We start from the raw sequence: 19,476 nt of genomic DNA, 5'->3' as shown, positions 1-19,476 counted from the left end.
GTCGGTATCTATGATACTAAATAAATCAACTCCTTGTATGGATAGTATTCCGTTTTGGTTATCTGCTTTTAGGCTAACTTGTATGTTATTCATATTATGGATAATTATATTTTGCAGTTTGTTGGTTTGATTATCAGATAAAGACAAAGATAAGAAAGTTCTTTTGCTTCTCCAATTATTTGTCATATCTTTATTGTACTTTTGCTTCGAGAAAAAGTTTTAAAAACAATATATTCAATAGATGTCTATTAATGAACTTATAAACCAGTCTGAAGGTCGGCGTTTAGAATTTAAAGGTGAGCTTCCTACAAATTCTGATTTAGCAAAAACTGTAGTGGCTTTTGCCAATGATGCGGGAGGTGAAATTTATATAGGTATCAATGATAACCCGCGACAGATAATAGGGTTGTCAGAAGAAGAATTACCTCGTATTGAAGAGCAAATTAGTAATTTAATATATGATAGATGTTATCCGATTATATTACCTGAAGTCTCTTTTTTAACTATAGAGGACAAACACCTTATTAAAGTGTGTATTTATCGTGGAAGTATGCCCCCTTACTATCTTAAAGATAAAGGGAAGCTGAAAGGAACTTATATTAGGGTTGGTTCAACCAATAAACTAGCTGATGAAACAATTATTGCGGAGTTAGAGCGGAGACGGAGAAATATTTCTTTTGATAGTGAGGTTGTCATGGATAAGTCCGCAGATGAATTGGATATAAGTGGGTTTAAATTACTCTACAAAGAGAAAACAGGTGAAGATTTAAATATTCAAGTACTTCGTAAACTGGAATTGGTTAAGACTGAACAGGATAAAGAATATCCTACAAAAGCTTTACTTCTATTTTCGGATGATAATTTGCGTAATTCTATGTTTCCGAATGCCAAAGTTGAATGTGCCCGTTTCAAAGGGACAGGAACGGAAGAGTTTTTAGATCAAAAAAGTATTATTGTCCACATTGGGTTACAGGCGGAAGAAACTTATAACTTTGTACTTCGGCATATTAATAAAGCAGCAAATATAGAGGGAGTATATACGGTTTCACGTTGGGAGTATCCAGTGAAGGCAATAAGGGAGATTATCCGTAATGCGATTGTACATAGAGATTATTCTCTGACAGGAAAAGATGTCAAAGTTGCCATATATGATGATATGGTTGAGATCACAAGTCCTGGTCTTTTACCACCCTCTATTGATTATTCGGCAATGGAGAGCCGCCAATCAGATGCAAGAAATAAAGTAATAGCTCCTGTGTTTAAAAGACTTGGCATCATTGACCAATGGGGTAATGGATTGAAAATGGTGGCTGAAGAAATGAAATCTTATCCTGAAATTGATTTATGTTGGAAGGAGGTTGGTTTGTCTTTTCAAGTACAGTTTATTAAAAAGAACTATCAGGAGAATACAAATATGGAAGATAGTGCCGATAATGAACGAAGACCGGCTCAATATACTACCCAACATACTACCCAATCTACTACCCAATACACTACCCAGAAATTAACAGAAGCCCAAAATATGATTTTAAGTTATCTAAGAGAACATCCGGAGGCCACACGGGCGGATTTAAATAGTCATATTGAAGGTATAACAGTCGATGGTATAAAATATAACTTGGCACGTTTACAGGAGTTGGGCTTATTAAAACGCGTAGGAAGCAAACGATATGGGTATTGGGTAGTGCTTGGAGAATAGTTTGAAATTTTTAAAGAGAAAATAATATGGATTTCCGTACACAAATAGAGTTACCTGTTGGTTTACCGCCTATTACTCATGCCGGACAAATACTCATGATGGGATCTTGCTTTGTCCAAAATGTAGGGAATTTTTTGAAAGATGCCAAATTTCAATTAGATTTGAATCCTTTTGGTATTCTTTACAACCCTTCTTCTCTTTCTGCTGTTCTGATTGAAATCTTAAAAAGAAAAGTATATAAGAAGGGTGACTTGTTTTTCCATAATGACCTTTGGCATAGTCCTATGCATCATGGTCTTTTTTCTGGACCTACCTTGGAAAGTACATTGCAGAATATCAATATTCGGCTGTTACAAGCTCATCAGGCTATGCAAAAACTTGACTGGCTGATGTTGACTTTTGGAACTGCTTATGTTTATGAGCAGAAAGAAACGGGAAAGGTAGTGTCTAACTGTCATAAACTGCCTGAGAATAAATTTAATCGTAGGCTTCTGTCTGTTGAAGAAATTGTAGAAGATTATACAGCGCTTATCACTGAAATGACCGCCCGGAATCCGGAACTAAAATGGCTGTTTACAGTCAGCCCGATCCGTCATATACGCGACGGGATGCACGCCAACCAGTTAAGCAAATCGACTCTGCTGCTCGCCATCGACCGATTGCAACAACTGTTCCCGGAGCGAGTGTTCTATTTCCCCTCTTATGAAATCATATTGGACGAATTACGTGATTATCGTTTCTATGCCGACGACATGTTGCATCCGTCTCCTTTGGCGATTCGTTATCTGTGGGAACGCTTCTCCGAAACCTTCTTTTCTCCTGAAACAAAGCAGGTTATCATAGCTGTGCAAGACATCCGCCGGGACTTGGCACACAAGCCCTTTCATCCCGAGTCAGAGGCGTATCAACGCTTTTTAGGACAAATAGTGTTAAAAATAGAACGACTTATCGGAAAATACCCGTACTTAGATTTTCAAAAAGAAACAGAACTATGTCATATGCGATTGAATCCATAGCCAAAAGTATCGGTGCCCGCCGTGTGGGCAAACATAAAGCGACTATTGATTGGCTGCTAACAGATAGCCGCTCATTGAGTTTTCCGGAAGAAACTCTTTTTTTTGCTTTAACTACCAAACGAAACAGCGGAGCCCGTTATATCCCCGATTTATATGACCGGGGCGTACGCAATTTTGTAATTACGGAAGAAGACTTTAAAGAAGTTGAGAATGGAGAGTTGAGAGTTGAGAGTTCTATGCAGCATGATGGTGCGCAGCCCACTCTCAATTCTCAACTCTCAACTCTCAACTTCCTCATCGTTCCCAATCCTCTGAAAGCTTTGCAGAAGCTTGCCGAAACACATCGTGATAAATTTAAAATCCCTGTGATTGGTATCACCGGCAGTAATGGAAAAACTATTGTGAAGGAGTGGTTGCATCAGTTACTTAGCCCGGATCGTTGCATCGTTCGTTCTCCACGCAGTTATAATTCGCAGATTGGAGTCCCACTTTCTGTGTGGCAACTTTCTGAAGAAGCCGAACTGGGTATTTTCGAAGCCGGCATTTCCGAGATGGGGGAGATGGGAGCTTTGAAACGAATGATTAAGCCTACCATTGGTATTCTGACCAATATCGGTGGTGCCCATCAGGAAAACTTCTTCTCCTTGCAGGAGAAATGCATGGAAAAGCTGACGCTTTTCAAAGACTGTGATGTCGTGATTTACAACGGTGATAACGAGTTAATCAGCAATTGTGTCGCAAAATCAATGCTGACGGCGCGTGAGATTGCTTGGAGCCGTACCGATATTGAACGCCCGTTGTATATCAGCCGTGTGACCAAGAAAGAAGATCATACCGTTATATCCTATCGTTATCTGGAGATGGATAATACTTTCTGTATCCCTTTCATCGATGACGCTTCCATTGAAAATGTACTGAATTGCTTGGCAGCTTGTCTTTATCTGATGACGCCTGCCGACCAGATAACCGAGCGGATGGCCCGTCTCGAACCGATTGCCATGCGTCTGGAGGTGAAAGAAGGAAAGAATAACTGTGTACTGATTAATGATAGCTATAATTCAGACCTGGCATCATTGGATATTGCTCTCGATTTCCTTGTACGCCGTTCGGAAAAGAAAGGTCTCAAACGGACGCTTATCCTGTCGGATATACTGGAAACCGGACAAAGTACCGCTACGCTTTATCGGCGTGTGGCACAATTGGTACAGAGCAAAGGTATTAATAAACTGATTGGAGTAGGGCAGGAGATATCTTCTTGTTCCGCCCGTTTTGATGATGATCTCGAACGCTATTTCTTCCCTAATACAGAAGCACTCCTTGCATCCAATATACTTAAATCGCTTCATTCGGAAGTGATTCTGGTGAAAGGTTCCCGCGTGTTCAACTTTGATTTGGTATCCGAAGCCCTCGAATTGAAGGTGCATGAAACCATTCTCGAAGTAAATCTCGGAGCGATGGTAGCCAACTTGAACCATTACCGTTCTATGCTTCGCCATCCGGAAACAAAGATGATCTGTATGGTGAAAGCATCAGCTTACGGAGCCGGTTCGTATGAAATTGCCAAGAGTTTACAGGAACACCATGTCGATTATCTGGCCGTAGCCGTTGCTGATGAAGGTTCCGAACTCCGCAAGGCAGGCATTACCGCCTCTATTATCATTATGGACCCGGAACTTACTGCATTCAAAACCATGTTTGATTATAAACTGGAACCGGAAGTCTATAATTTCCATCTGCTCGACGCACTTATCAAAGCTGCGGAGAAAGAAGGAATCACCAACTTCCCCATTCATGTGAAACTTGATACAGGTATGCACCGTTTGGGCTTTGCGGTGGAGGATATTCCATTGCTTATCCGTCGACTGAAGAATCAGAGCGCGGTGATTCCCCGTTCGGTATTCTCTCATTTTGTAGGAAGTGATTCGTCACAGTTCGACGCTTTCACCCGCGGACAGATTGAATTGTTCGAGAAAGGTTCGCAAGAATTACAGGCCGCTTTCTCTCATAAGATTCTCCGTCATATCTGTAATACGGCAGGAATCGAGCGTTTCCCCGAAGCACAGTACGATATGGTGCGCTTGGGAATCGGACTTTATGGAGTCAGCCCGATAGACAATTCGATAATACATAATGTAAGTACGCTCAAGACCACCATCCTTCAGATCCGGGATGTTCCTCAAGAAGATACGGTAGGATATAGCCGGATGGGGCATTTGGTACGCCCTTCACGCATTGCAGCTATTCCTATCGGTTATGCGGATGGACTGAACCGCCACTTGGGACGTGGCAACGCCTATTGCCTGGTGAACGGAAAGAAAGCTCCTTATGTAGGGAATATCTGTATGGACGTCTGCATGATCGATGTGACGGATATTGATTGTCGGGAAGGCGATCAAGCTATTATCTTCGGTGATGATCTGCCGATTACGGTGTTGTCCGATAAGCTGGAAACGATTCCTTATGAAGTGTTGACAAGTATATCAACACGGGTGAAACGGGTATATTATCAGGATTAATTCACCACAGATTACACGGATTTACACAGATTGAAGAGAATATATAGTAGAAATAAATCGAAAGATAAGCTATAAATCTGTGTGAATCCGTGTAATCTGTGGTGAAAATGATTATATTTGCAGCAACTATTAAAAACCTCTTATATCAAATAAACTTATGACAAACTTATTATTGTTAGGCTTTTTGCCAGTGGTTCCGAATGGATTATTATCGCTTTGGTTATCCTTCTTCTTTTTGGTGGAAAGAAAATTCCTGAACTGATGCGCGGATTAGGCAAAGGCGTAAAGAGCTTCAAAGACGGTGTGAACGAAGCGAAAGATGAAATAAACAAGGCAAAAGACGAGTTGGACAAACCTGTAGATCCTTCTAAGAACTAAAAGAGCACAACATACGGATGGCAGAAATGACCTTTTGGGATCATTTGGACGAACTGCGTAAGGTACTTTTTCGGGTAGTTGGAGTTTGGTTTGTATTGGCAATAGGCTATTTTATTGCTATGCCCTATCTCTTCGACCATGTGATACTTGCGCCTTGCCACAATGATTTCATATTCTACGATTTATTACGGCATATCGGTAAAACATTTGATTTGACCGATGACTTCTTCACGCAACAATTTTATGTGAAGCTGGTCAATATCAACTTGGCTGCTCCTTTCTTTATTCACATGTCGACAGCATTCTGGATGTCGGTGGTGACGGCTATGCCTTATATCTTTTTTGAAATATGGCGTTTCATTAATCCCGCCCTTTATCCGAATGAGAGAAAGGGCGTGCGTAAAGCATTGACTATCGGGACACTGATGTTCTTCATCGGTGTACTGTTGGGCTACTTTATGGTTTATCCGTTGACTCTCCGTTTCCTTTCTACTTATCAGTTGAGTTCGGAAGTGGAGAATATCCTGTCGCTCAATTCTTATATCGACAATTTTATGATGCTGATTCTCTGCATGGGATTGGCTTTTGAACTTCCATTGGTTACATGGTTGCTTTCTTTACTGGGAGTGGTCAACAAGTCCTTCCTGCGGAAATACCGCCGTCATGCGGTTGTCATCATAGTGATAGCTGCTGCTATTATTACTCCGACGGGCGACCCGTTCACCTTGAGTGTTGTCGCTATTCCGCTTTATCTGTTGTACGAGATGAGTATTTTGATGATAAAGGACAAGAAGAAAACAGAAGAGGAAGTTGAAGATGAAGCTGGAGATGAAGTTGCCCTGTCCGAAGAGTGAAGCGATAGAATCTTATGAAATCCTTTTAGCAGTTTGCCGGGCGGAAGATGCTTATCTTGCCGTAGGATATAAGCAAATGCGCGACTTGCTAGAGCGTATTTGTCGCGCGCAAATGCAAAACGAAAGTTTACAGATGACCGACCTTTCCGCACGAATCAGTTTCGTGGCGGCTAAGGTCGGTCTTTCTGTTGCAGAGCAGAACCGGCTGCATACTTTCCGGCTCACTTCGAATGCTATCCTGAACCGCCAGCAGGAGCCCAACCGGGAACAACTCTTGCGCGATGCGAAAACATTAGCTTTCTTTATTCGTAAACTCCTGGAAGAGGATATTCCCTTGGAACTATACCGGCTACTTCCGCGTGCGGATGCCACCTACCTGGTTGCGCCTCCTGCCCGCGAACGGGTGCAGCGAATGCGTGTCTGCTTCCAGTATGCCGACGAGCAATATTTGTATGTGACTCCCTTGGACGAAGTCTCGGAGAAACCATATTTAGTTCGTTATAATATCCCTCAAATCAATGAAGAGTTTGCAGAAACGTGCAAACTGCTTTGGCGTCATGCCCAGGTCAATTTATTGGATGTTGCAGTGGATGAGGCGGGAATCCTGACTCCTTCTTTCATTGTACTCGAACCGGATTATTTGCTTGACATCAGTTCTTTGGCAGAGTGTTTCCGTGACTACGGGCATCATCCGGCCAATTATTTCCTGTCCCGTCTTCAACCGATCGAAAATGCCCGGCCTCTGTTACTGGGAAATATAGCCAATCTTTTTCTGGACGAATGGATTCATGCGAAGAGTGAAGACATAGATTATCGTACCTGTATGCAGAAAGCCTTCCGGCGTTATCCTATTGAGCTGGCTGCCTGTTCCGATTTGCGCGACAAAGAGAAAGAACGCCAATTCTTTGAGGACTGCAAACTGCACTTCGATCATATTCGTGAAACGGTTAATGATACCTTTCATGCAGCCGGTTATGAACTGGACAAGACAGATGCCGTGCTCGAACCGTCTTATATCTGTGAAGCACTCGGACTTCAGGGACGTCTCGACTATATGCAGCGGGATATGTCTTCTTTCATAGAAATGAAATCCGGCAAGGCGGATGAATACGCTATCCGGGGCAAGGTAGAGCCGAAGGAGAATAATAAAGTACAGATGTTACTTTATCAAGCAGTCTTGCAATATTCAATGGGAATGGATCACCGGAAAGTGAAAGCCTATTTGCTTTATACCCGTTATCCGCTCCTTTATCCCTCCCGTCCTTCATGGGCGATGGTACGTCGGGTGATTGATTTGCGTAACCGCATTGTGGCCGATGAATATGGCGTCCAATTACGCAACAGCCTGGAATATACGGCACAAAAACTGGAAGAAATCAATGCCTCCACCTTGAATGAAAGAGGATTGAAAGGACGTTTTTGGGAAACATATCTGCGTCCTTCTATTGATAACTTTCAATCGAAACTGAAAGCTCTTTCTCCACTGGAAAAGAATTACTTCTATGCGGTGTATAACTTTATTACAAAGGAACTTTATACCTCAAAATCCGGTGATGTGGATTATGAAGGACGTACCGGGGCAGCTTCTTTGTGGCTTTCTACATTAGCGGAGAAATGTGAGGCCGGAGAAATCATTTATGATTTGAAAATAAAGGAGAATCACGCTGCCGATGAACATAAAGCCGGGCTTACTTTTTCTTTCTTTAAAAAGGAAAAGGCTGGGGAACTTTGTTGAATGAGGCTACCATAAATGATATTACCGGAGATAAAGCTATTGGAAAAGATATTCTTGGAAATGAAGCCTCTGCAAGTAAGACTGTCAGAAGTGAAGCTCTTGAAACAGAGACTTCTCTCCCTAATTTCCGTCAAGGCGACGCCATAATCCTTTATGAACGAAACAGCGATACAGATAACGTTACCAATAAAATGGTTTTCAAGGGTAATATTGAATACCTGACAGAAAACGAAATAGGTATTCGCTTACGTGCTACCCAGCAGAATCCATCCGTACTTCCTGCCGAAAGCCTTTATGCGATAGAACATGATACGATGGATACAACATTCCGCTCGATGTATCAGGGCTTATATATTTATCTTTCTGCAAGGAAGGAGCGGCGTGACTTGTTGCTGTCACAGCGTCCTCCTCGTTTTGATGAATCATTGGATCCTATGATTTCCCGTTCGGAAGACGATTTTACGCGAATCGCCCTGAAAGCAAAAGCCGCACAGGATTATTTCCTTCTTATCGGACCTCCGGGAACAGGCAAAACTTCATGTGCCCTGAAGAAAATGGTAGAGACTTTTCATGCAGATAAAGATGCGCAGATTCTTTTGCTTTCATACACCAACCGGGCTGTCGATGAGATATGCAAGTCGCTGGCTTCCATTGCTCCGGCTGTTGATTTTATACGTGTGGGAAGTGAATTATCATGTGATGAAGCCTACCGCGGGCATCTGATTGAAAATGAATTATCCTCTTGTAACCGTCGTTCGGAAGTGTACGAACGTATCCGGAATTGTCGGATTATTGTGGGAACGGTAGCGGCTATTTCCGGCAAACCGGAACTGTTTCGTTTGAAGCATTTTGATGTAGCCATTATTGATGAGGCTACCCAAATATTGGAACCGCAGTTGTTGGGTATCCTCTGTGCACGTGGAGAAGACGGAAAAGATGCAATAGATAAGTTTGTGTTGATCGGAGATCATAAACAACTGCCTGCTGTGGTACAGCAAAATACGGAGCAATCGGCCATTTATGATGAATCTTTACTGTCTATCGGGTTGACCAATCTGAAAGATTCCTTGTTTGAACGCCTCTACCGGAACTGTACTGCAACGGTTCATCGCTCCTACGATATGCTGTGCCGTCAAGGGCGAATGCATCCGGAAGTTGCTTTGTTTGCTAATCGTGCCTTTTATGGAGGGCGTCTGATCCCTGTCGGCTTGCCTCACCAAATAGAATCATCCGATACTATCTGTCGTTTGGCTTTTTATCCCTCTGTGCCGGAGAAGGCCGGAGCATCTGCAAAGATCAACTATTCGGAAGCACGTATTGTTGCCGACTTAGCTGCTCGCATTTATGAAGATCATCAGACAGATTTTGACGAATCCCGTACTTTAGGAATCATTACCCCTTACCGGAGTCAGATAGCATTGATAAAAAAAGAAATAGAATCATTAGGTATTCCAGCTCTGAACCGAATTCTAGTTGACACAGTAGAACGGTTCCAGGGAAGCGAGCGTGATGTAATAATCTATTCCTTCTGTGTCAACTACCCTTACCAACTAAAATTTCTATCCAATCTGACGGAAGAAGAGGGTGTTTTGATCGACCGGAAACTGAATGTTGCCTTGACCCGTGCAAGAAAACAGATGTTCATTACAGGAGTTCCCGAGCTCCTCGAACGCAATCCACTCTATAAAAGTTTATTAAAATTAATAGAAAGCTTCTGAAAAATTGCATCATTTTGCAGATGTTAGTTTTTATTCTCTCTTTATGCAATTCATTAACACCTCTATGTTGAACAAACGCCTATATTTGCAACACGTTTTTTTCATAGAGATTTAGATTTAAGGTTAGAAGAATTGTGGAAGTCGTGAGACTTCCCTTTTTTTCATCTTAACGTTTACTATACTTCATTATAGGAATGCAAAAACACTGTTTCTAGTGTTTTGGTTAAAAATTTTGCAGGAGGATGATGCAGGATAAGTAAACCTAAAAAGCCTTCTTCGTGAGAAGAGGCTTTTTTATTTTTCTTTTCATTTTTCATTTTTTTGAATAATTGGTTAAAAACAAAAGAGTAACTCGGCGACGAGTTACTCTTTTGTTTTTAACGATTCTATCTGTACGAATAGATTTAATCCAATACGATAGGTTTGTATTTCGGAACTAATGCCTTCATGATAACCCAACCCAACAGATAAGCTACTGCACACACGCAGAAGATGATGAAATATCCGGCCGGTTTACCTTCGAAGCCCATAAATGTCATGGCAGGGTGAACAAATTGTGCCCCTTGTTCCAACAACTCTTTCGTCATTTCCACCTCATGACCGTCAACCATCGTTGTTCCGGAAGCATATACGAACAAGTTACCTGCCACTTTCTGAAGAATCATAGAGCCTACGCCTCCTGCCATACCACCTATACCGGTGATACTTGCAATAGCTGTTCTTGGGAACATATCGCCTACGGTAGAGAATATATTGGCCGACCAAGATTGATGAGCAGCTCCACCAATACCGATTAAGATAACCGGGAACCATGGAGAAACAGTACCTAACGGTTGTGCTAACAGTACAACCAGCGGGAAGAAGGCGAAGATTAGCATCGCTTTCATACGGGCTGCATACGGATTCATACCTGTTCTGTTGATGAAGATAGTAGGTAGTTTACCACCATAGATAGATAACATAGTCACTGCATAAAGCGTAAAGATCAACGCCATACCTAGTGGGTCGGAGGTTTTAATACCGAATTGTGTATTCAGATAAGACGGAGTCCAGAAAAGGAAGAACCACCATACGCCGTCAGTCATGAACTTACCGAAGACAAAGGCCCATGTTTGTTTGTAGCTGAAACATTGCCAGAACTTCATTCTCTTTTCATCTTTTTCGTCTGTCATTGGAGCACTGCCTGCTTCGCGATTATCTTGCTCGATGTAATCAAGCTCTGCCTGATTGACATGTTTGCTTTTCGACGGGGCATCATACATAAACACCCAGAATCCCATCCAGATAAAGCCAAGTCCACCAATTACGATAAATGCCATTTCCCAACCGAACATTTTTGCCAGGATAGGAATGGTAAGAGGAGCGATCAATGCTCCGATAGATGCACCGGCATTGAAGATAGAAGTAGCATAAGCACGGTCTTTTTTAGGGAAGTACTCTGCGGTTACTTTAATAGCGGCAGGGAAGTTACCGGCTTCTCCTAAAGCGAGGATACAGCGGGCGGCGAGGAAGCAGTACATACTGACCGTAGCAATAGTCACTACCACATCTCCTGTGGCACCGGCCAGTTCTGCTGCGCTATGAAGCCCAACTTGTGCTTCTGTAACAATACCACAAACGGCATGAAGACAAGCACCTGCCGACCATACACCGATAGCCCATAGAAAACCTTTTTTAGTTCCCATCCAGTCGACAAAACGACCGGCAAACAGCATACATATAGCGTATACAATGGAGAAAACAGAAGTAATAGTACCGTAGTGAGATTCGTCCCAGTGGAATTCCGGTTTGATAAATTCATCCCACGTTAATGAGAGAACCTGACGGTCGAGATAGTTAACTGTAGTAGCAAAAAATAGCATAGCACAGATGGTCCATCTGTAGTTTGTCATCTTTTCGCCTGTTTTTTGAAATGCATTCATGATAATGGATTTAAATAGATTTTGTTTCGTTGACAAAGGTCGGTATTTCGACTGAATTTTATTTGTAAAAATTGGTCAAAATCATGTATTATTCGTTGCATTATATATGCTATTTGTTTCAAAAGATATAAAAATGTCTCATAGCATTATCATTTGCAACGTTGGGGGGAATACAGAAAGAAGATAAACGAGTTGTGAATCAAGAGCAAATGAGTCTAATCTTTTAGACGCAGATGACGCGGATAATGCGGATACTTATTTTTGATCCGTGCTATCCGCGTTATCTGCGTCTGAAAAATTATATGTCATACAGGAATACGCAACGGTTAGCGCATTTCTGTATATTTGATCTTGTCCATGTCTCCGTAGTCGAGGTTTTCACCTGCCATACCCCAGATAAACATGTAGTTGCTTGTTCCGGCAGCAGCGTGGATAGACCATTCCGGTGACATAATAGCCTGCTCGTTCTGCATCCATACGACGCGTTCTTCTTGAGGTTCGCCCATGAAGTGGCAGATAGCATTTCCTGCCGGTACATTGAAGTAGAAGTATGCTTCTACACGACGAGAGTGAGTGTGTGCCGGCATGGTGTTCCATACGCTACCCGGTTTCAGTTCTGTCAATCCCATTTGCAATTGGCAAGGACCTTCTTCAAGTACGTTGTTAACAATCAACTGGTTGATAACGCGGTCGTTACTTTCTTCCAGCTTTCCGGCAGCAAATGAGTTTGCTTTCAGAGAACCTTTACGTCCGTCGATAGTAATCAATTGAGTTTTGTATTCCTTGTGAGCAGTAGCCGAGTTGATGTAGAATTTGGCAGGATTGCTGGAATCTTTGCTCTTGAAAGTCACTTTCTGCTTGCCTCTACCTACGTACAGGGCATCTTTGAATTTCAGCGTATATTCTTTACCGTCTACGGTTACGATACCTTCGCCACCAATGTTGATGACACCCAGTTCGCGGCGTTCGAGGAAGAATTTAGATTTCAACGGGTCGATTGTTTCAAGTACCAATTCTTTTGTTGCAGGTACTGCGCCACCGAAGATCAGACGGTCGTACATAGAATAAGTAACGTTGATTTCGTTCGGAACCATTACTTTTTCCATCAGGAAGCTACTGCGCAAGCGGTTAGTATCATACGTTTTCACGTCTTGCGGGCTGCAAGCCACTTGCATCTTGTAATTCACTTGGGCGGAGGCAGACATTGCTGCGATACCCAACATCATTGCAATTGCTAATTTTTTCATCTTTCGAGTTTTTTATTGAGTTATATATTATATACCACTTATTATTATCAGTTAAAGGCTTTTCGACTTATTCCTTATTACTGTTCAATGCGTTCTTTGCGTCGTTTCTAGTCATGCGGATACGGTTGTAGATAGCCATTCCGAGTGCCAGTGCCACGAGGATGGCAGGGCCGATAATCTTCAGACTGTAAGTCAGGTGGAAGATACCCCAGCAGAAGAGACTGGAAGCAAAGTCAAGCGCGCCGCCTTCAAAACCGGCGGGGATATTTACTGTCGGGTCACCTGTTGCTTCGTATACATCTTTAGCAGCCAGTGTGAAGAAGCCTGCCAGTCCTGTTACGAAATACAGACCTACAATCAATGCCACCAGGCCGATAATAAATGATTTCACTACGTTACCTTTTGTAATAGGCAGAATCATCGGGAACAGGTAGAACATACCTGCCAGAGAAGCCAGAGGTAAGAAACGGTTGCCCGGAAGGATAACAGCCAGGAAGATAGTGACAGGGATCAACAGCAGAGATACCACCAGGGTAGTCGGGTGACCGATAACCAGTGCAGGGCTCATACCGATGCTCAAACCGGTGTTATTCTTATATTTCTTAGCGATCAGTTCGCGGGTAGCGTCAGAGATCGGTTTCAAACCTTCGATAAAGAGGCTGGTGATACGTGGAATCAATTCCATCACCGCGCCCATCTTGATACCCAGTCCTAAAATGCCCGGAATATTATCCAATACTTCTTTCCAGCTGGCACAACCCAATGCGCCGATACCGCAACCGATTACGATACCCAAGAACAGCGGTTCACCCATCAATCCGATTTCTTTTTCATACCTTCAGAATCAATATTCAGTTTGTCGAATCCCGGAATTTTATCCAATAGTTTATTGATTACAATAGCAAACGGAACGAAACTTTGGCAGAACGGTTGAGGAATAGAGATACCGTCCATTTTATCATAGAACTTCTGGAAAGCAGGAGCAGTCATATCAGCCATTACCAGCGTAATGATGTAGCAGATGATAGCAGCGAAGAATCCCCAATAGATATTGTCGGAAGCAAAGTACACGATAGCACCGATAAATGCGAAGTGCCAATAGTTCCAAAGGTCGATATTGACGGTACGGGTTGTTTTGGTAAGCAACATTAATAAGTTAACTCCCAAGCAAACAGGGATGATGAAAGCACCGACTGAAGTGTTGTAAGCTACCGCCGCAGCAGAAGGCCAACCCATGTCGAAAATTCCCAATTCCAATCCGTAGATTTCAACCATTTTACTTAATGCCGGACCCAGACTGCTGGTGAGCAATGCCGTCACTACTGATAAACCAACGAAACCGACACCAACCAACAAACCGCTCTTCAGCGCTTTGGGAAGTTTAATACCGATACATACTCCTAAAATCGTGAAAATGATTGGCATCATTACTGCCGCTCCAAGACCGATAATGTACTTAAATACTTCTTCCATTCTGTTCTATTTTTTCTCTGTTTTAATGATAAATTACCTGTGTTTCCCCAGAGGGTATTAGTTGTAAACCGTGCCAAAAGTAAGACCTTTTTTGCTTTCTTCCAAAACGAAACTCTTAATTTATGAGATATTGCATCAAAAATGGACATTTTTGACGTTTGCGTGCACAAAATTAGTCGTTTCCGTGCACGAAAAACAAAAAATGCACCTACTTGACTAAAAAATCCCACTGGGTTTGGAGGAAAAACACTACTTTCGTACCGTGAAAAAAGACTATGTTGAATCCTTAAAATAACAAACCATGAGACGAACTCCTTTTTATAATTTTTTTATAGTGGCTTTATTGGTTACAATGACCGCTTCTGTATCGGCACAACAGGTAGACAGCAAACTTCCCTGGTCTGTGCGACTGACTGAATCGGAAATGATCCGTTACCCCGAATCCTGGCAGCTCGACTTTCAGCCGAAACTGAAGTGGGATTATTGCCACGGACTTGAACTGGGAGCCATGCTCGATGTGTACGACGCTTATGGCGACAAGAAAATTCGCGATTACGCTATCGCGTATACGGATACAATGGTGCACGAGGACGGAAGCATTACCGCTTATAAATTAACCGATTACAGTCTCGACCGCATCAACTCCGGAAAAATCCTTTTCCGTATCTATGAGCAGACCAAGAATCCTAAATATAAGAAAGCGCTCGACTTGCTTTATAGCCAGTTTGAAGGACAACCGCGCAATGAGGACGGTGGTTTTTGGCATAAAAAGATTTATCCCCACCAAATGTGGCTGGACGGAATTTACATGGGAGCTCCTTTCTACGCGGAGTATGCATTCCGTAATAATCTTCCGCAGGACTATGCAGATGTAATCAACCAGTTTGTCACTTGTGCCCGTCATACGTACGATCCTAAGAATGGTCTTTATCGTCATGCGTGCGATGTAAGCCGCACTCAACGTTGGGCGGACCCGGTGACCGGACAGTCGAAACATACGTGGGGACGTGCGATGGGATGGTATGCGATGGCATTGGTGGATGTGCTCGAATTTATTCCGCAGCATGAAGCCGGAAGAGATTCCCTGCTTGATATATTGAATAATGTAGCTGTGCAGGTGAAGAAACTTCAGGATCCGAAGACCGGAGGATGGTATCAGGTGATGGACCGGAGTGGTGATAAAGGTAATTACGTAGAATCTTCTTGTTCCGCTATGTTTATTTATTCGCTCTTTAAGGCGGTTCGTTTGGGATATATTGATAAGTCTTATCTGGATGTGGCATTGAAAGGCTACAAAGGATTCCTGGATAATTTTATCGAAGTGGACAAGAACGGATTGGTAACCATCACCAAGGCTTGTGCAGTGGCTGGATTGGGAGGAAAGGTCTATCGTTCCGGCGATTATGACTATTATATTAATGAAACTATCCGCAATAACGATCCTAAAGCCGTAGGACCTTTTATTATGGCTAGCTTGGAATACGAACGTTTACAAAAGTAATTTCCGACAATGAAAAGGACTATTTTTAAAGGAATGATGTGTTTGCTTCTACTGGCTGTGGGAGCAACATCTGTTTATGCACAACAACAGCAACGCAAAGACACATTAGTCGTGGCACGCGACGGGACAGGGGAGTATCGTAACATTCAGGAAGCCGTGGAAGCTGTCCGCGCTTTTATGGATTATACGGTGACGATCTATATCAAGAACGGTATATACAAAGAAAAGCTGGTCATTCCTTCCTGGGTGAAGAATGTGCAATTAGTGGGCGAAAGCGCAGAAAAAACGATTATCACTTACGATGACCATGCCAATATCAATAAGATGGGTACTTTCCGCACCTATACGGTAAAAGTGGAGGGAAATGACATCACTTTCAAAGACCTGACGATTGAAAATAATGCGGCTCCACTGGGGCAAGCGGTAGCTCTTCACACCGAAGGCGACAGACTGATGTTTGTCAATTGTCGTTTCCTGGGAAATCAGGATACTATTTATACAGGAACCGAAGGAGCGCGTCTCTTATTCACAAATTGCTATATCGAGGGAACTACCGATTTTATTTTTGGTCCTTCCACCGCTCTATTCGAATATTGCGAACTGCATAGTAAACGTGATTCGTATATCACTGCCGCTTCCACTCCTCAAAGTGAAGAATTCGGTTATGTATTTAAAAACTGTAAGTTGACGGCCGCTCCGGGAGTGAAAAAAGTATATTTGGGTCGTCCGTGGCGTCCTTATGCGGCAACGGTCTTTATCAATTGTGAGTTTGGCAATCATATCCGTCCCGAAGGATGGCACAATTGGAAGAATCCGGAGAACGAAAAGACAGCCCGTTATGCCGAATTCGGAAATACGGGTGCGGGCGCAGATGCTTCCGGGCGTGTGGCATGGGCTAAACAGTTGACAAATAAGGAGGCAATGAAGTATACTCCGCAAAATATCTTTAAGGAAAGCAGTAATTGGTATCCTTATAAATAAAAATACGTAGGTTTTCCGACTGTTTATGCAGCTTGAAATTTTTGTTTCCGGGCTTGGCTCTTTGCTTTCCCTAGCTTGAAACTCCCGTTCCAAGGCAGGAAACTGCAGTTTCCCTATGTGGGAACTGTCGTTTCTCTACGTGGAAACTAGCGTTTCTTCCCGGGGAAACTGTAGTTCCTATACGTGGAAACTGAATTTGCCTGCGTGCAAAACAGGATCATATAAGGTGTTGCAGATAAACATCTGCAACGGTATCTGCAACAGTATCTGCAACGCTGCAATCAGTTGATTGCAAGTAAGATACAAGCAAAACGTTGCAGGTGGCAGATAAAAACAAAAAATAAAACGGTTCTTCTTCAAATTCCGTGCTAGTAAAGCTCATTGAAAGGTTGATGGATAAAGGGATATCGGCATATTAGAAATAGCAAATAAATTATCCAAGCTATATGCATCTTAAAGTACCCCGGAATAGCCATGAATAAGGTTATTGAACATAAATAAGTAGCACGGAATTTGATTAAGAACCAATAAAACTCGTAGGAGGGGATGAAGAATATGAAAACACTTAGGGTTAAAATGGTAGGGCTACTTGCAACGGCTCTTATTCTTTTTTCTGCATTTCGTGCAGACAAACCGGTCATCACTATCTTTATGATAGGTGATTCGACAATGGCTAACAAGAAAATAGACGGAGGAAATCCCGAACGTGGTTGGGGAATGGTACTTCCCGGATTCTTCTCCGAAGACATACGGATAGACAATCATGCCGCCAACGGTCGAAGTTCCAAGAGTTTTATCAGCGAAGGACGCTGGGAAAAAGTAATTTCTAAAGTGAAAAAAGGAGATTATGTCTTTATCCAGTTCGGCCATAATGATGAGAAAGCAGACTCTACCCGTCACACCGATCCAGGTAGTACTTTTGATGAAAATCTTCGTCGGTATGTGAATGAAACCCGCGCCAAAGGTGGAATACCGGTATTGTTCAACTCTATCGTCCGTCGAAACTTCGTACAGCCGAAGGATGATGCCATCGCAAAAGATGTCCGCCGCACACCGGGGGAAAAGGAACAACCGAAAGAAGGAACCGTTTTGTTCGATACGCATGGTGCCTATCTGGATGCTCCCCGTAATGTGGCAAAAGAACTGGGAGTGACTTTCATCGACATGAACAAAATCACCCACGACCTGGTGCAGGGACTGGGACCAGTAGAATCAAAGAAACTATTCATGTTTGTCGAACCCAATCAGGTGCCGGCTTTCCCGAAAGGTCGTGAAGACAATACTCACTTAAACGTATACGGAGCACGAACAATTGCCGGACTGGCAGTGGATGCTATCGGCAAGGAAATTCCGGAACTGGCGAAATATATCCGTCAATTCGATTATGTAGTGGCCCAAGACGGTAGCGGTGATTTCTTTACTGTGCAGGAAGCTATCAATGCTGTTCCCGATTTTCGCAAAGACGTCCCTACCACTATCCTGATTCGTAAAGGAACTTATAAAGAGAAGCTCATCATTCCTGAATCCAAGATTAATATCTCTTTGATTGGAGAAGACGGTGCGATACTGACTTATGACGGTTTTGCAAACAAAAAAAATGTATTCGGTGAGAACATGGGAACTTCCGGTTCGTCCAGCTGTTACATCTATGCCCCCGATTTTTATGCGGAGAATATCACATTCGAGAACTCATCAGTCCCGTAGGACAAGCAGTTGCCTGTTTCGTATCTGCCGATCGTGTCTATTTTAAGAACTGTCGTTTCCTCGGCTTCCAGGATACCCTCTATACATACAGCAAGCAAAGCCGCCAATATTATGAAGACTGCTACATCGAAGGAACGGTTGATTTTATCTTCGGTTGGTCTACGGCTGTTTTCAACCGTTGCCACATTCATAGTAAGCGGGATGGTTATGTCACCGCTCCCTCTACTGATAAAGGTAAAAAATATGGCTATGTATTCTATAATTGCAAACTGACTGCGGAACCGGAAGCCACAAAAGTGTATCTGTCCCGTCCCTGGCGTCCGTATGCACAAGCTGTATTCATCCGTTGCGAACTGGGGAAACACATTCTTCCCATTGGCTGGAACAACTGGGGCAAGAAGGAAAACGAGAAAACTGTCTTTTATGCCGAATATGAAAGTCGGGGCGAAGGAGCCAACCCGAAAGCGCGCGCTGCTTTCTCCCAACAATTGAAGAATCTGAAAGGATATGAGATAAATGCAGTTTTGGCAGGAGAAGACGGATGGAATCCGATAGAGAACGGAAATAAACTGATAACGGTAAAGCGTTGATCTGACGAACAGATATGATTGTTTACTCAAGTTTCGGAAGTAGTTTAATAGGCTGAAAGCCTTCTATTATATAGCGTAGGGCATTGCCCTACGTGATAGGTATACACCAAACATAAGCCCTGAAAGGGCGGAACTGCATATG

The 19,476-nt window shown here is 42.9% G+C and carries 9 protein-coding genes and 4 pseudogenes; 9 read left to right on the top strand and 4 right to left on the bottom strand.

Translation table 11 applies throughout. The annotated features are described in order from the left end of the window. Positions 1 to 241 precede the first annotated feature (241 nt). The 6 genes and pseudogenes from DXA05_RS08150 to DXA05_RS08125 all read left to right on the top strand — a co-directional run bounded on the left by DXA05_RS08150 (position 242) and on the right by DXA05_RS08125 (position 9,916). Complete coding sequence (locus DXA05_RS08150) at positions 242 to 1,699, top strand: RNA-binding domain-containing protein (RefSeq protein WP_118218916.1); 1,458 nt, start codon at positions 242 to 244, stop codon at positions 1,697 to 1,699. A 26-nt stretch (positions 1,700 to 1,725) separates the two neighbouring features. After that, positions 1,726 to 2,715, top strand: coding sequence for a GSCFA domain-containing protein (locus tag DXA05_RS08145; RefSeq protein ID WP_128859024.1), 990 nt, complete (start codon positions 1,726 to 1,728; stop codon positions 2,713 to 2,715). Continuing rightward, positions 2,691 to 5,231, top strand: coding sequence for a bifunctional UDP-N-acetylmuramoyl-tripeptide:D-alanyl-D-alanine ligase/alanine racemase (locus DXA05_RS08140; RefSeq protein WP_128859023.1), 2,541 nt, complete (start codon positions 2,691 to 2,693; stop codon positions 5,229 to 5,231). The genes DXA05_RS08145 and DXA05_RS08140 overlap by 25 nt, the downstream gene beginning before the upstream one ends. 157 nt (positions 5,232 to 5,388) lie before the next feature. Next, a pseudogene (tatA, locus tag DXA05_RS08135) lies at positions 5,389 to 5,609 on the top strand (twin-arginine translocase TatA/TatE family subunit). A 17-nt stretch (positions 5,610 to 5,626) separates the two neighbouring features. Continuing rightward, positions 5,627 to 6,463: a twin-arginine translocase subunit TatC gene (gene tatC, locus DXA05_RS08130; protein ID WP_165861489.1), complete on the top strand. Its 837-nt coding sequence runs from the start codon at positions 5,627 to 5,629 to the stop codon at positions 6,461 to 6,463. Further along, positions 6,426 to 9,916: pseudogene (locus DXA05_RS08125) on the top strand (AAA domain-containing protein). Before tatC ends, DXA05_RS08125 begins: the two are co-directional and overlap by 38 nt. Positions 9,917 to 10,092: 176 nt before the next feature. Here DXA05_RS08125 and DXA05_RS26455 read toward each other — a convergent pair. The 4 genes and pseudogenes from DXA05_RS26455 to DXA05_RS08110 form a co-directional block, all read right to left on the bottom strand. Beyond that, positions 10,093 to 10,233 (bottom strand): hypothetical protein, encoded by a 141-nt coding sequence (locus tag DXA05_RS26455; protein ID WP_165861488.1) that lies wholly within the window; start codon positions 10,231 to 10,233, stop codon positions 10,093 to 10,095. Positions 10,234 to 10,320: 87 nt separating this feature from the next. Continuing rightward, positions 10,321 to 11,838: an MFS transporter gene (locus DXA05_RS08120; protein ID WP_008642154.1), complete on the bottom strand. Its 1,518-nt coding sequence runs from the start codon at positions 11,836 to 11,838 to the stop codon at positions 10,321 to 10,323. A gap of 326 nt (positions 11,839 to 12,164) precedes the next feature. After that, positions 12,165 to 13,085: a 5-dehydro-4-deoxy-D-glucuronate isomerase gene (gene kduI / locus DXA05_RS08115; protein ID WP_004301501.1), complete on the bottom strand. Its 921-nt coding sequence runs from the start codon at positions 13,083 to 13,085 to the stop codon at positions 12,165 to 12,167. A gap of 67 nt (positions 13,086 to 13,152) precedes the next feature. Next, positions 13,153 to 14,558: pseudogene (locus DXA05_RS08110) on the bottom strand (PTS transporter subunit IIC). 301 nt (positions 14,559 to 14,859) lie between these two features. On the opposite strand from DXA05_RS08110, the gene DXA05_RS08105 reads away from it, so the two are divergent. From DXA05_RS08105 to DXA05_RS08095, 3 genes and pseudogenes are all read left to right on the top strand, one after another. Beyond that, the gene (locus DXA05_RS08105) at positions 14,860 to 16,059 is read left to right on the top strand and encodes a glycoside hydrolase family 88 protein (RefSeq protein WP_004309408.1); all 1,200 of its coding nucleotides are present in this window, start codon (positions 14,860 to 14,862) and stop codon (positions 16,057 to 16,059) included. A gap of 9 nt (positions 16,060 to 16,068) precedes the next feature. Continuing rightward, positions 16,069 to 17,040, top strand: coding sequence for a pectinesterase family protein (locus DXA05_RS08100; protein WP_087317507.1), 972 nt, complete (start codon positions 16,069 to 16,071; stop codon positions 17,038 to 17,040). A gap of 546 nt (positions 17,041 to 17,586) precedes the next feature. Further along, positions 17,587 to 19,334 (top strand): annotated as a pseudogene (locus tag DXA05_RS08095) (pectinesterase family protein). Positions 19,335 to 19,476 lie beyond the last annotated feature (142 nt).

Source organism: Bacteroides sp. AM54-2NS, from assembly GCF_003602935.1.
Classification (GTDB): domain Bacteria; phylum Bacteroidota; class Bacteroidia; order Bacteroidales; family Bacteroidaceae; genus Bacteroides; species Bacteroides xylanisolvens.
This window is presented reverse-complemented; position numbering and strand designations above follow the sequence as displayed.